At 38.8% G+C, this 15,643-nt stretch carries 9 protein-coding genes and 1 pseudogene; 8 read left to right on the top strand and 2 right to left on the bottom strand.

All coding sequences use genetic code 11. The features are described 5' to 3' along the window. The first annotated feature begins 2 nt into the window (after window positions 1-2). The 8 genes and pseudogenes from AAEY98_RS06465 to AAEY98_RS06430 all read left to right on the top strand — a co-directional run bounded on the left by AAEY98_RS06465 (window position 3) and on the right by AAEY98_RS06430 (window position 12,568). Entirely contained in the window at window positions 3-3,317 is a 3,315-nt protein-coding gene (locus tag AAEY98_RS06465) for an AAA domain-containing protein (RefSeq protein ID WP_351015704.1), read from the top strand. Further along, window positions 3,307-4,776: a hypothetical protein gene (locus tag AAEY98_RS06460; RefSeq protein ID WP_351015701.1), complete on the top strand. Its 1,470-nt coding sequence runs from the start codon at window positions 3,307-3,309 to the stop codon at window positions 4,774-4,776. The genes AAEY98_RS06465 and AAEY98_RS06460 overlap by 11 nt, the downstream gene beginning before the upstream one ends. Beyond that, a complete protein-coding gene (locus AAEY98_RS06455) occupies window positions 4,769-7,123 on the top strand; it encodes an AAA family ATPase (RefSeq protein WP_351015698.1) in 2,355 nt (784 codons plus the stop codon). The genes AAEY98_RS06460 and AAEY98_RS06455 overlap by 8 nt, the downstream gene beginning before the upstream one ends. After that, a complete protein-coding gene (locus AAEY98_RS06450) occupies window positions 7,123-8,868 on the top strand; it encodes a hypothetical protein (RefSeq protein ID WP_351015695.1) in 1,746 nt (581 codons plus the stop codon). Before AAEY98_RS06455 ends, AAEY98_RS06450 begins: the two co-directional genes overlap by 1 nt. A gap of 89 nt (window positions 8,869-8,957) precedes the next feature. Then, window positions 8,958-9,281: pseudogene (locus AAEY98_RS06445) on the top strand (DUF4145 domain-containing protein); the annotation flags it as partial. Window positions 9,282-9,353: 72 nt separating this feature from the next. Beyond that, entirely contained in the window at window positions 9,354-10,559 is a 1,206-nt protein-coding gene (locus AAEY98_RS06440) for a hypothetical protein (protein WP_351015985.1), read from the top strand. Window positions 10,560-10,664: 105 nt separating this feature from the next. Next, window positions 10,665-11,828, top strand: a complete 1,164-nt coding sequence (csm6, locus tag AAEY98_RS06435) for a CRISPR-associated ring nuclease Csm6 (RefSeq protein ID WP_351015690.1) — start codon at window positions 10,665-10,667, stop codon at window positions 11,826-11,828. 494 nt (window positions 11,829-12,322) lie between these two features. After that, window positions 12,323-12,568 (top strand): hypothetical protein, encoded by a 246-nt coding sequence (locus AAEY98_RS06430; RefSeq protein ID WP_351015687.1) that lies wholly within the window; start codon window positions 12,323-12,325, stop codon window positions 12,566-12,568. Between the two features lie 1,142 nt (window positions 12,569-13,710). Here the strand turns inward: AAEY98_RS06430 and AAEY98_RS06425 are convergent. Further along, window positions 13,711-14,574, bottom strand: a complete 864-nt coding sequence (locus AAEY98_RS06425; protein ID WP_351015684.1) for an HDIG domain-containing metalloprotein — start codon at window positions 14,572-14,574, stop codon at window positions 13,711-13,713. Further along, a complete protein-coding gene (locus AAEY98_RS06420; protein WP_351015682.1) occupies window positions 14,567-15,565 on the bottom strand; it encodes a tyrosine-type recombinase/integrase in 999 nt (332 codons plus the stop codon). Before AAEY98_RS06420 ends, AAEY98_RS06425 begins: the two co-directional genes overlap by 8 nt. Window positions 15,566-15,643 lie beyond the last annotated feature (78 nt).

Here is a 15,643-nt window from a genome sequence, read left to right as displayed (position 1 = left end):
TAATGAATCTATTAGCATCAAAGTTATTACAGTCAGATGTTGTTGAATTAACGTTAGACAACCCAACGCAGACGGTACTTAACTGGCAGATAAATGAGACTGCTGAGATATTTGAAGATGACGGTTTGTTTTACCTCAAGCAAGGCGATTATTTCGAGGAAGTGACCTTCTCGCATCTACCACTAGCTAAAGCCGTTAATAAAAGCGATCCTCAGGTTGTTCTTTTTGTTATCTGTTATAAGAATGATACGGCCGTTGCGGTAAGGTTTATGTATCTTAAAGCGCAATGTTCTGAATCAATCAAGCTCTATCTTGACGTTGCGTCAATTAACGCAATAGCTAAGGTTGCTGGAACTGACGCTACTTTTACCGCTACACAACAATGGTTCCAGCAGACATTCTTTTTTAATTACATGAAGCAACAGGCGATGTTATGTGAGTTTCACGCCACAGCCCTAGGTGACAGCTTCAGAATTGTGGGCGAGAAACATGCCGCTGGTATTATTAAAAATGGTGACTCTTGGTATATCAATACCATCACAGCGTTAAATAAAGTACCAGAAAAAGTAACCGTATTTTCTGGTAAGCACCAGATACTGGAACACAATGTAAATAACGAAATTAAAGATACACATCAGCAAATTTTGTTAGAGCAACATACCAAAGAACATGGAAGTTACTTTCAATTATGGCTCAAATATTCAGAGACTCATTGGCAACAGGCCTCGCGTATAGCTAAGTCAGCAGGTTACCTAACCTATAGTGAATGTGAGCCGATAAACGATGAGCAAATACGCTTTCGCTTTGTGTTAGGAGATTCGCCTATTACTGTATTTCTTGACAACTATAAAGCGGAACTTGAAAACGTAGGTGAACGTTTTAGTCTAGAAAATCTCGATTTACAAGTTGCACCAGAAGCACCAAACTATCTAATTGAACTTGATCAGTCTTTAAGTTATAGCGATAAACAAAGCCAAAAACCTATTTTTTTATCACAGCTTAAGTTTGTTAATGGCACCTTAGAGGCAACGCTCAATAAGAAACCGCCAAGTGAGGGCGCTATCTATATTTCCCTCAACGGTATGCAAAAGCAACATCAACGTAAGATGTTAGCGTTTGACATGTTGCGCCAGGGAAATAATCCATTACCACAAATCAAACATATTCTCGAGGGTTTACAGCCGCCGCCGCAACGACCTAAACGACTTAAAGCTTTAACAAGAAAGGCAAAGGAGCGTTTTAAGGGAGAACCAACAAGGCAGCAAGAAAAAGCATTAAAAATTGCGTTAAATACACCTGACATAGCACTGATTATTGGCCCGCCAGGTACAGGTAAAACACAGGTTATCTCAGCGTTGCAACAACGTATAGCTGAAGAGGGAGATAAGTTTGGTTCGTCACTTCAACACCAGATATTACTCAGCAGTTATCAGCATGATGCAGTAAGCAATGTGGTGGCACGCTCTGGTGTCTTTGGTTTACCAGCAATTAAAGTTGGCGGCAAAGAGAAAAGCACTAAATCCGTATCAGATGTAGCGCATTGGTCGCAGCTACGTATTGACAGTCTTAGCCCTGATATCGCCAGTGAATTACAACAATTTGAGGAATATACATTATTTGAGTCAATCAATGAGCTTGTGCTATCAATCCGCTTGTGTTGCATCCCTTGTGAACTAAAAAACTTGTTATTATCGCTAAGCAGCAAGCTTAACGACTGGCAGATTGAACGTGGATTTAATATTAGTGTTTCGATAATGGACAATATTGATAAATTGATCGCAAGATTTGCATCTTTATCATCTATCAGCGTAACACCTGAGCAGCGAGCAACTTTATATCGCAAAGTTCGTGGTTTAAGAACAACCAATATTGCATTTAGTGATGACGGTATTTTACGAGCGCAAGATTTACTGCAAACCTTAAATCAACTTCCAGCAACCTTCGAATACGCGACTCAATTACAAGAAGCCATCGACAATGATGCTAGTTTACCCGCGTATAAGTTGATTAAGCAAAGCTTACTCGAAGTTTTAGTGCACCCTTATGTACTTGCTGGTGCTCGGCATATAACCGAAAAAGAGATTGATAATCTAGAGTTATTACAGCAAAGCCTAGAGCAGTCTCTTACCAGTGATCCTATTTTAGGCAAACTTCACTTTCGGCAACAATACCTCGATACGTTACGAAGCCAACCCTCTGTCGTCGAACGTTCTATTACCGAATACGTGACGGTGCTGGGCGCAACTTGCCAGCAAGCCGCTGGCGATAAGATGGTATCAGTAAAATCAGTTGAACAAAGTAGTAGCATTAATTTTGATTCCGTAATTATTGATGAGGCGGCTCGCGCCAACCCACTTGATTTAATGATCCCAATGGCCATGGCCAGAACTCGCCTTGTTTTGGTAGGAGATCATAAGCAATTACCGCATATGCTTGAGCCTAGAGTTGAAAAAGAACTGCAGGATAAAGATGAACTGGCAATAACCGATCATGAATTGCTTAAGCAAAGTTTATTTGAGCGCTTATATCATGATTTGACTCGATTTCATGAGCAAGGTGGTCCACAACGAGTTGTTATGCTGGACACTCAGTTCCGTATGCATCCTGTGCTTGGTGATTTTCACAGTAAAGAATTCTATGAATCTGCAGGATTACCTGCTGTTAAAGCAGGATTGGAAGAGAAATACTTTCCTCTGGATGTTCCCAATTATGAAGGAAAGCTTGCAGCTTGGTTAGATGTCGCAAAATCACAAGGTAAGATGCAAACACATAATGGTTCTAAATACCGTCAATGCGAAGCTGAAGTTGTAGCGCAAGAGGCTGCGGACATTTTGACCAAACGTCCAGATTTATCCGTTGGCATAATTACGTTTTATGCAGCGCAGCGAGAAAAGATACAAGACATTATGGTTAAAAAAGGCATTCTGAAAAAGAATTCTGATGAATACCAACCTATGCATGGCTATGACCTATTGCCAAACGGCGAAGAACGCTTTCGTGTTGGGTCGGTCGATGCGTTTCAAGGAAAAGAATTTGATGTTGTTTTATTGTCTACAGTGAGATCTTGGAAATCAGGTTCAGATATTAATAATAGTGTTGTGGTTAATGAACAGCTTGGGTTCTTAAGAATAATTAATCGAATTAATGTGGCTATGAGCAGGCAAAAACGCTTATTGATTGTCGTTGGAGATCTATCACTAGCAAGCGCTGAATTAACACAATCTATAGTTTTTGACTATGGCATAAAGCAACAAGTGTTACCTGGTTTCAATGCATTCTACCAATTATGTCAAGGGGAGCTGGGCTGTGTTCGCTAATACTTATTTGTTACAAACAAAACAACCAAACTATGACGCCAAGGCCATATTATGGCCGGTTAATATGTGGCAAGTTTACACCAATAAGCCTCAAGGAAGAGAGTTGAATGTATTTGAGAAGACAATTTTACAACTGTTTAATGTGACAGGTAAGCGAAGCCTAAAAAATGAAGACGTCGCGAACTGGTTAGGCTTAGAAACCGATATGGTTAGCTATATCATTACGGCGCAGTTAATACCCAATGGTTGGCTCACCGAAAAAGGCCTAGTGACCTCTAAGGGAGTGGAACTACTCAATGATGAAGTCAATGACAGTTTAACCACCGCGTACATCTTTCAGTGTGCTATTACTGGGAAGTGGTTACCAAGATTATGTTATAGCCTTAATGAAATCTACACGAGTAACGACGACACTCACAGGCCTAAATTTAAGCTAAAACGTGCTAGTGATTCCGTGACAATTCCTTTCGTCGTTACTGCTCACAGTGCTTTTAATAGTGCTCCAAGTGAACATGATTTAGCGACAATCGCTGCTGAATTTCAAGACGCTGTCTATATAGCTAAAAATACCCGTAATAGAGATGAATGGCAAAAGCCTCCGTCATCATTTGACAAGCTTACGCGAGCATCACAAAGCGCCACACCGGTCTATTTAACGGTTTGGGGTGACACCACCACGAGTTTTGAGTGGACACTATATGACCCTTTTGATATATCAAGCTCATCAACCTGGATGACCACGTCATTTAAACAAGGTTGTAAGGAAAATAAAGCGCTAGGTAACTATGCATTGTCACAGCTAGGTGTCAGTGATAAAGATTTAAGTTACGATCAGGCTTGTCTAAAATTTGCAGAAGATGCAAAGCTCAAAGTCTTAGTTAAATACCCTAGAGCAGGTCAAATTAATGATTTAACAAATGCTATTTTTCAGTTGTTTGAGTTGCAAGAGCGCCTAGAGCAAGAAAGCTATTCAAGATCGGCGGCTAATACTGAATTTATTATTAAAGGTATAAAAGTCGTTGAAGTAGTCTGCTCATATATTTTAGAGCGATATCCTTTGGATAGACCAACCAGCTTGCCAAAGCCACATACTAAAAACGCAAGAGCGCTACTAAAACATATGATTGTTTCCGCAACGAACATGAATAATGAAATGGCCGAACAAGTATTGGCGTTAAATGCTTCGCGAGTCTACGCTGCCGCAATTGGAAAGAACAGTTCAGTGAGAGCACAGTTGGCGGCAATCTTTATTTCAATGGAGACCCACCCTCAACACCCATTGCGATTCCTCCTCGAACAACAAACGTATTTCTCGAATTTTTATAAAATTACCCACTTACGTGATGATTGCTCCCATGGCAGTTCAATTAATATCGCTCATCAACAGATCAAAACCGTGATTAGTACTATAGAAACCTTTTTAAACAAATTATTTAATGGAATAGAAAACAATGGGTAAAGGCAAAAACAGAAACAAATCAAGCGCGCCAATAGTACCAGTCAAGCCACTAAAGCAAGCAGGTATACTAAAAGGATTGTTTAGTAAAGCCGGTATAGAGTTAGATCCTGAGCTTGAAAATAAGCTTAACGCTGAACAAATATCGCAATTAGAAGGGCTAATCGAAAAACTTAACCAATCTATTACCGATAATGAACAAAGCCAAGCAGAAATAACCGCTAAGCAGCAAGAAATTACAAAAAGTCTAAGTGATATTGAAGCTAGCAAGACACGTCTAGCCCAAGAAGATAAAGAGCTTGCTCAAGCACGAAAAGACATTGAGCACAAAACAGTATCTATACTCCACAGAGAAAGCGAGAGTGCAAATATTGAAGCTAAATTAGTCGAGCGAGAAGCTAATGCTCAAGCCGGATTTGTCGTTGAACGCCAAGCATCACTTGCCACAATGAAGCAATCGTTTACTCAATTACAGCAGCAGTTAGGTGAGCTAGAGCAGCAGAAAATCAAAGCAAATGTTGATTTAATAGCGCAGCAGCGCCAGCAGGCCGTTGAGTTTGACGCGCAGTTGCAATCAAAACTAGCCAAAGAAATTAAGTTGCTTAATGATGAAAAAGCTTCTTTTGAACAACTTCAAAATCAGTTGAAGGAAGATTACATAGAACTAAATACAGCGAAAGAAGAATTTAGAAAAAAGCTCGCTAACCAACAGATAGCCACTCAAGAGCTGCGAGATGAATTAACCAATAAATTCGAGTTTGAACAGCAACAACTAACTCAAAAAATTGAGTCCCTTGAGACATTTCGCCAACGCGATTTAGAAAGAGTTAAAGCATTACAACAAAAAGTTGCTGGCTATAGTGAATTAGAACGCGAAGCCAAAATGCGTGAATTCTCCCATCCCAGCGATGTATTAGAGCACTTAGATAATGTTGAACAAGAGTTAAAAGAGGCTCGCTCAAAATTAAAAGGGCGCAGTGAGAGCGATCTAGAAGACGAACTTGAACACTATAAAGATATCTCTGAAGAGCAAACAGAAAAATTAGAGCTACTGCGGAAAGATTTGGACGAAGCTCAAGCTAAAGCACGGAAAAATCTGCTCAGTATCCGTGAGAAACAGGAATTACAGTATCAAAACGATGTGCTTGAGGTGCATAATCAAACATTAAAAGTATCAATCGATAGTTTAAAAATGACCCTCGACGATCTGATTGAAAAGCAACAGTCGCAGCAAGCCTTTAGTGAACTTACTAAAATGGATAGAACCTTTTCCGAGCCGGTAGCTACTGCCTCAATTTCATCATTAAGTGAATTCACCGAAGAGTTGCAATCTAGAATAGCCATCGCAGAAAAGGGCGTCACGCTATATTACGATATTAACGATTTACGTAAGTTTGTTGCGGGCCTTGCCATGAGTCAACTGCATGTCTTTGAGGGGATTTCCGGCACGGGTAAAACTAGCCTAGTCAAAGCATTTGCTAAGGCTGTAGGCGGTCATGTTACCACCGTGCCAGTACAAGCAGGTTGGCGTGACCGTGACGATTTACTTGGACACTACAATGCCTTTGAAAAACGTTATTACGAGAAAGAATGCTTACAAGGACTTTATCGCGCCCATACACCGAGTTTTTCGAATCGTTTTAACATTATCTTGCTCGATGAAATGAACCTCTCACGTCCAGAGCAATATTTTGCTGAGTTTCTTTCAGCCATTGAGATGCGCGAGGGCGAACGCAATATTGTATTAATGGACTCAAGCGTTACTCAACCACCAAAATATTTTGTCGAGCAGCGTAAAATACCATTAGCTAGCAATACTTGGTTCATGGGTACCGCCAATCATGATGAAACAACCTTTGAGTTCGCTGACAAGACTCATGATCGCGCATTTATGATGGAGCTAACACGCCAAGATAAACCATCAGGGTGGGAACCGAAAAGAGTACGTAAAGACGTTATTGATATTCAATCGGTCACAGATCTGTTTGAGCAAGCAATAATAAAACACCAAAAAGACGTGTACAAAGTATTAACTAAGCTTAAAGAATCAGAGTTCACTAAGGTGTTAGAAAAAGATTTTGGTATTGGTTGGGGTAATAGATTTGAAAACCAGTCAATGCGTTTTATAAGTGTTTATATTGCATGTGGGGGTGAAGCGCTAGAAGCGCTTGAACATCTACTAATAACTCGTGTTTTACGGAAAGGAAAGGTGTTAGGTCGTTTTGATATTTCACAAACTAAGTTAGAAAAACTACTGACCGCACTTGAGGTATTAATGGAAGCTAAATGCGACCTAGCATCTCATATCCTATTAACAGAAACTGAACTAAAAACCGAAGGTGTCTTTTAATGAAGCTTTATTCACGTCTAACTGGTGAATTTGAGCAAGTTAATGATGGTGTAGCGATTCCATCAGGGCTTTATGCCCTGATAGACAATAACCAGCAAACAATTTTGTTTGATGATGGTAGTGGCAAACATCAAACTAAAACTGACGTTATACAATTTTACAAAGATGAGCGAGGGCAATCAGACAGCGAAAAGTGTAGTGATAATGAAGCGCTAGCCATCATTTTTGATGCAATAAAACATATCGAAGAAAAATTCAAAGACAACTCACGTTGTGGGTTCAGTCATTTACTGCCGCCAGAAATATCAGAGTTTATCTCGCCCAGTGAATTAGAACAGGCGATAGCGAAGGGCTTTAGTGACGGGGTTTTTCAAATGATCAATCAGCGCCCGCGAATGAGTATGCGTTATGACGTAGAATTAATGGCAACCAGCCGAGTTAAACGCTATGCCTCGAATTATCAAGCACATTTAGTCGCGCATTCAGAGTGTTGGCAGCAGCGAACGTTTACCGGTATTATTCCTAAAAAGCTAAAGGGACAAATCTCTGAAGATGAAATTGTGATCTATGAGAATATGGTATACGCACGTTTAATCGATAATTTATTACGCTATCTCGCTGGCGTACAGGCAAGAATATCGCAGATTTTAAAGGTGATAGAAGAATTTGGCCAGCTTGATGCCCAAGACAACGTCCATCATTACGTTACCCAAATAGCAAAAGATTGGGGGCGTGCCTTTGATCAAGCAGACGCAGATGATTTAGCCAAACAAAGTAATGATCAAATGGATTCGGTTCAGACAATTCGTGGCAAGTTAATTCAAATGAGGAATGGCAGCTTGTATCGGGCCATACCGCAGAACTTACAGGTTGGCATCGCGCTTAAATCGACGAATATTCTAATTCACGACGACAACTATAGCCGCCTTGCAAGTCTATGGAACACGTGGTCAAAAATATCTGTCAATAAACGCCTTAATCCAAACCAATTACTTGATGTTAAACAGCATCAGCAGCTTATTTACACTGATTATATTGAAAGGATACTACAACAAATATTTAATGACATTGGTTGGAGTATTAACTCGGAAATGACTTGTTTGACGATAAGTGACGGCATCAATATTTCTATCACGAACCCAATACAGGGTAACTGGGAGTTTTGCCATCTCAGCCACACTATCTTTCGTGTTGTGGTTAATGCCGAACCATTAATAATGACTAATTTAAATAATGAACATAACGTAACTATTATAGTTCCTCAAGTCATCAAAGCTAACACATCCGAGATGGTTATAGAGTTATCTCCCTTAAACCTCCACGCAAAAGAAGCGCTAGCAAGAATTATCGTAAAAAGCATTTGGCGATGGTTATTAGAAGGTTTTAATAAGCCTTTGCCAAATAAATTACCTACGATTGTTGAGCAGGTGTTGTCACATAATCGGTCAATATATGCTCCACTAAATACAGAACAAACTAATGTGGTTATAAATCAAACCGATCAAAAATTAGTTAACTTGATTAAGTTAAAAAATGCGATTGCTAAATTTGTTCGTCTTTGCCCTTATTGTGGTAACGAAGTAAATAAATATTCATTTACTTCGAAGAGTAATACCTACTTTAAAGGTGAATGTAAGGATAAGTCATGTCATTCAATTTGGACTCTCGATCGAAATAAATCACCTTTTTTTGTCCTTAATAATACCAATGACAATGACGGTCGTTATGCTTTTTCAATTACTTAACAAACATTAATAACTTCACAAGCTTGTAAACGCCACAATTATTGTGGCCTTGTCATGATATAACCTCGCAAACTCAACTAGGTTATATCATGACAACATTGGCGCACAATCTTTACTCCGACAACGACCATCAACCTGATAACTATCAATTTCTTGCGCACAGTTTTCCTGAGCTTTATCGGGTTAGTCAAGAGGCTGAGCAATATTACTCTATCGATCATGCCTGTTGTTTACTCAAAGCTCGTCTGTTTATTGAATTATGGTGTCATGAAGTAGCAGACAAGATAAATCTTTATCCTGCGCTACATGGTGACTTAATGGATAAAATTGAACAATTGGCGGCGAGTCAACGGGTGCCGCCTTACATTATCGAAGCGCTCCATAACATTCGTTGCCATGGCAATCGAGGTGTACATATTACAAAATGCATTGACGGCCAATGGAACTGTAATGCCTCAATTGCTAAATCTAAGCTAAGGCATTTAATGACCGATATTTTTGAATTGTCGCAATACCTCGCATTCAAATTAAATCATCAAAGCGACGCACCGCAGCCATGGCATGAGCCGTCTGAAATGGAATTTGCAGGACATGTATACGCTGCGCTTGCAGGCAACAAAGAGGCTGCATTTGAACTAGCACAAAGGGCTTCATCAGAAATGGAGTTAGTGGAGTTAGACTCTTATATATCAAACTTAGAAAAAAAACAGCATTGGGAAACACTACAGCGCGATCTTAACTATTGGTTAGAAAAGGCTCATCGTCAAAGCCATCAAAAAACGTGGTTAATGTATGCTAACGTTTATCTTAAAAAGCAGCTCTTATTGCCGCAAGGGCAAACGATTGATAACTGCTTTAAATTGGCACTTAAGACCGATCATGAAGGCGATGTGGCATTCCAATATGGTAGTTATCTCATTACTCGCTCACAACAAACACGCGGTATTGAATTAATCACACAAGCGGGTGAACAAGCAAACCATAAAGCAATAAGAGTTCTTCAACAAAAATACTATGGTGAAGACATAAAACAATACCACTATTGGATTGAAGCAGGCCTTCATGCCGAAGAAAAACGTTCATTTACTTTAGATGTATTTGAAAAGCTTAAGCAATGGGAGCTTGACAAAAATAACGATATACTTAAAAAGAAAGTAAAAACTGCGCTTATTAGTGCTAAAGCTAGACTATCACCAGCTGTAAATTACTTTAGTGGTTATTGCGATTATCATGGCTATTGGGGTAACGCTCCAGCTCCCGTTAAAGGTTTGTCAGCAATGATAAAACACCATCAGCAGGTACCACAATTTATTGATTACCAAGAGATACTGTTTAATATAGTCAAAAAAGATAGTGAATATACGTCAGAAGCTATTGAGCTTGCAAACGATGCATTACGCATTAATAAAACTGTACTAGGTAAAGCTCAAATTAAATTTGAGTTGGCAATGCTGATTTGGCGAAAATTACAAAATGGCAATAAGGTTAAGTCACCACATGCTTTAAAACAACTCATTCGCGAATCCGCTAAAGCAGGTCACGTTGAAGCAATAGATTTTATAAAATCCCCTAAGGGGAAAGTGATACTTCGAGACGGAAGTATCATTAGTACGAAAAATACTCACATAAAAGTTGACCGCAAGAAGCAAAAGCAAGCAAATAAAGCAGCGCGAAAAGCAAAGAGAAGTTAGTACGGTTTCATTGTTATTTAAATCAGGATTCTTAATAATAAACTATTAATTCATAAAGTAATTCGACGTATAATTTCGATTCTATATTGATTGGAGGGACCTTGATTGAAAAATATACTTCTAGCAATAACGGGGGCTAGCCCACAGGTAGTTACCGAAACCCTTTATGCTTTGCACATCGAAGGTAAAACCTTTCCAGATGAAGTGATAGTGATCACCACCAGTGGATCGAAAGCGATGTTAATGGAAGGCTTTTTTACCAACGGCCATCTGAAAGCGATGCAACAAGAATACGACATGTCACATTTTATCTTTGATGAGTCTAATATCTTGCTAATTGAAGATGAGCAGGGCGATCCTATTGAGGATGCTAAAAGCATTGAAGATCAGACCTACATGGCAAATTATATTACTCGCAAAGTCTTTGAACTCACTAAAGACGAAAATATCGCTATTCACGCCTCCATCGCAGGAGGACGGAAAACTATGGCGTTTTATCTCGGTTATGCCATGTCATTGTTAGGCCGCCCACAAGACTCCCTCAGTCATGTATTTGTTAATGATGAGTTTGAGTTTGTAAAAGATTTCTATTACCCAACCAAAGCAACAAATTGGATTGTAGGCAAGCAAGGCAATGGGAAGGTAGATACAAGCCAAGCGCAAGTAACATTAGCTGAAATACCATTTGTACGGATGCGCCAGGCGGTTGACCCACAGCTGATTAATTCGATGGGAAAGATGTCGTTTAGCCAAACGGTCGCAACGCTTAACTCTATTCACAATCAGTGTGTTGTGGTTGACGTGTATCTAAAAAATAAAACCTTAAGCGTCTCCGGTGTCGATATCAAACTTACCGCTAAAGAACTGGCTTTTTATATATGGCTAATAACGCTTACTCAAGGTATTGACCGTGGTTTATTGGTTAGCAGTGATGAACGTGTTTTTAAACATAACTTTGACAACGCGATTGGTTTTTTAACCCAGTATTTAGTGATAGGCAGTGATAGCCGGGTATTTAACAAAACATTTGGCATTGAACCAGAAGACTTTAATGATAAAAACTACGCGGGTTTACTCCCTATGAGCAAAGAGTTTGTGCAGCAAAATCGGAGTAATATAAACAAAGCGCTTAAAAATAATCTACCTAGTGAACTGGCAGCCAAAATAGAGATTGGCTCACAAGCAGAAACAAGTGAGCATCGTGGTGCGAATCAGCGTTATTTCGTCAATGCGGTAGCAAATGACATTCAAATAAACATAAACGCCTAGAACATAAGCTTGTTAATTCATTATGTAAGGCTCTGGCGGATTTCCAAGTAAGCAATTGATGAGTTTAATGTGTAATTCGGAGCAAACCCAGGACGAGATCGCGAACTTTTTTCGATCTATCTTTGTTTGTATAATGAGTCACGACTATACATTAAATGATCATCACAAACTCGGCTTGATATTGTTTCGTTTGTTGATCAATCATAGTGGACGAAAAATAAACACTCATGCGCTCACCCTGGGTTAATCCGTTCGGGAATCTTGCGTCCCAGCTCGATTAGGGAAAGCTGGTTACCATCAAGCAGAGATTCTGTTGCAACCTTACTGGAAATTAAGGCGTTATTGATCTATTTTTGATAGTGATTGGTTGTGCCGAAGAGTGGCTTCGTTCTTCAAGCATTTGCTTAAATTTTATATTTTTCGCAAATAGAAGAAAAAACTGCACCTGTACTGCGCAAGTTCATTTGGCGTTATTTAAAATGGAAATTAGATAAATGTTCGGTGACAAAAAAAATGAACTGATTCAGTTACTGAAAAAAATTGGACACTTCTTGATTGTTCAAGCACTTCTAAATGATAAGGTTTCAGAGTTAAATGAGAAGGATAAAAAAATACTCTCAAATCTAAGTTTTCGTATTCAAGGTAAGGATACTATTGAGCCAATCTTGGTTAATATGGGTATAGCTGGTAAATCACCATCGTCGGGGGGAGCTGGTTGGATTGGTAGTTCTCGCGATTAACTGGTTCTTTAAGCAAGTTTTATGGCAAATAGAAGAAAAAATTTATAGGTCGGAATATAAAATCTCTAGAACATCCTAGAGATATGCTTAGAAGAAGGATGAATATATTTTTGATATATATTTATAATATTGCTGAACAAGAGTATTTCAATGTTTTGATGTTCAAGCAACACAAATTGAGTTTGAGGTTTTTATGACGGTTACAATACGTAAAATGTCTGATGCACGTCAAAATCCAGGAAGTTCTTATTATCGCCCAACTCCCGCATTAAAGTGTAAAGAGTGTAATATTATCAGACCGACAAAAGATTTTTTTCTGTAAAAAGTATGATGTGTAAGGAATGTAAAAAATAAGGAAGCGAATGATAAGTTCATTATTTAGCTGGATTTTTATACTGATCCATAGACTGAACCTTAAGTATTTAAATGCTCAAATATTGACACCAGGCTGTTGTTTTATCTAGATTTTGATTGTTGGGTTCGACAGCAGTTTTTTTGTGATAAATGTTATCCCAACCCAGATCAGCTTTTATTTGAATTATTGATTTACCTGCCAATGATTTCAATTACAGGCTCGAACCGACCTTGATTAGATTTGGTTATTTTAAACATAGATAAACTCACTTTCAGCCGCCTTTGGGCTATGCGTCCGATATAACGCTTGAGTAGTAAGCTCAGCAGACTAGCCCAGATGTGGCTGAAGCATCAAGTGTCTGTTTAATCTTTATCGTTATAAATTGCCTAAGTGTGGCTCTAAACTTTTTAAAGACCGCCGACGACTAAGTTCATGATTTGATAATGGTTAGATTTCAGTGGCGTTATCAATGTCTGACGGACCAATTTTTTGCAGGTTCCAAGAGCCATCTTTATTATCGATCCATTTTATAACATCACCTTCATTACATAGTAATTCTTCTAGGTATTTTACTGGGGTCCTAAAAATTTTTGGCCATCTTCCATTTCCTCTATTATGACCTTCATAGTTTTCTCAATCATCGAATAAGCTCCAGTTTTTACTAACTATTTCACCAAACAAATTTTAGTACAATTGCCAAAGATATTTGTTCTACCATCACCAGTAGCAAAGGACTGTACATGACCAATATAGAGATATTTCATTATCAAGATCCTCAACTAATAATTTACAGACTGTTAAGTCGATACATCACATTACCATTCACTTTTGTGAAGTAATAATGCGATGGGAGCTCTTTAAATTGTGTTTTGGTAAAGTTAGATTCAGCTGAACTACGGTCAGCCTGCTTTAGCACATGCTCAATGGCGTAACGTGTCTTATGTCCATATGGCTTTGCTGCTAAAAGTTCACTTAACATAGAAAATATTCGGCTGTTAAGTGTTCCCAGTTGCCCTAATGGTTTAGCTAAAAGGGCAAAAGTGTAACTTTCATGAGGACCAGCGATGTATTTATCACTGTTCATATGTAAAGCCGGATAAATTTTACCTATATCGTGAAATAGTGCAGCAATAAGTCCCGTTTGACATTCAACGTCAGAATGCCCTAGATATTTAGCATTTTGATATGTCATTTCTGCTACTTCAATACTGTGCTCAAACAAGCCACCTTTATAACAGTGATGATGCTTGAAGCTGGCTTCAGATCTCATGAATAATTTTAGGATTTCCTCTTTATTAAGAATAAAATCGATAAAAGGCTGGAGCTCATGAATAGTGACGAAGCTAAGTAGCCTAAGAAATCGACCGACCAAACCTTCATTGTACTCATGAACAAAACTCACCATTTGACGATATTGCTGTTCGGTACATTTGGTTGATATGGGTTTTATCGCACAAACAACTGTATTTCCTTGGTGGTCATGAGATATCACCATCTGAGCAAGTCCATAATTCACAGGGCAAATTCTTGCTATTTCTGCAGATGTTATTGCATTAATTAAACAATTGGATGAAATAAATTCACAGTTAGCAGTAGGAAGGTTCGCGCTAAATTTAACGCTTTTTATCCAAACAAATATTGGTTTAATCATCTGTATTCTCCTGAGTAGAACCAAAATTAACATGTTCAATGAGTCGGTCGAACGCACTACCATCTTGCCTGGTCGCGTTGGGTACATAACGGCTATAAACTTCAAACAACATTTTGGTCGTGCTATGACCCATTTGTTTGGCAATCCATTCAGGGTTCTCACCAGCAGCCAGCCATAACGTTGCGCACGTGTGTCTTGTTTGATAAGGACGTCTTCTTTTTAAGCGCATTTCGTCTAACGCCGGATACCAAATGCGTTTTGTTACATTACGGTGCTCGAGAGGATTACCATTCGCATTACAAAATACATATGTCTTATTACCAGTCACTTTTCGTTGCTTTTTTAGTGCTTCAACGACAGGTTGTGATAATTGAATGCTGCGATACGAGGCTGATGTTTTTGGTGTCTCAACATTGCCATCCACAAGCGTTTCTTGAATTAGGATTTCGTTTCGATCCAAATTTACAAACTGCCATTTAAGCCCATCGATTTCAGCCGTTCGCATTGCGGTAAAAAATCTCACCGTATAATAATTGTGGAAGTCATCACGAATTCTCGACAAAAAAAGCTGAACTTCTGCTAGAGAGAAAGGTTCAATAGCTGTTTTATCGATTTTCAAAGGTTTGATATTGATAAACGGAGTAGGGAAGTCAAAACGCAATGCTGCTTCATTTAGAATTCCTCGTAATGGCGTCATAACATGATTTATCCAATCGTTACTGAGTTTATCTTTTACCCCAGTTCGTCTAGGCTCTGAAATTGAAGCGCGAAATTTTATCAAATGAGGCCGTGTAATATCGTTTAGTCTGATCTGACCAAACACCGGTACTAGATAGTTTTCAATGATCATAAGCACATTTTTATAGTGGCTTTTCTTCCATTGAATCCTATTTTCAGATACCCATTCATCAACAAAGGCATCGAAAGTTGGAATATTAGACATAATATTTACGGTCGAAGGTTCAACATTTTCAACCAAGTGCTGTTGCACCGGTAATCCCCCCTAAAAATAGTAGATTTCAAAAGTAGAATTTTCTCGTAATATATACGCAGGGAGATTCTGCATGAA

The organism is Shewanella sp. AC91-MNA-CIBAN-0169 (genome assembly GCF_040310165.1).
Taxonomy (GTDB): Bacteria; Pseudomonadota; Gammaproteobacteria; order Enterobacterales; family Shewanellaceae; genus Shewanella.
This window is presented reverse-complemented; position numbering and strand designations above follow the sequence as displayed.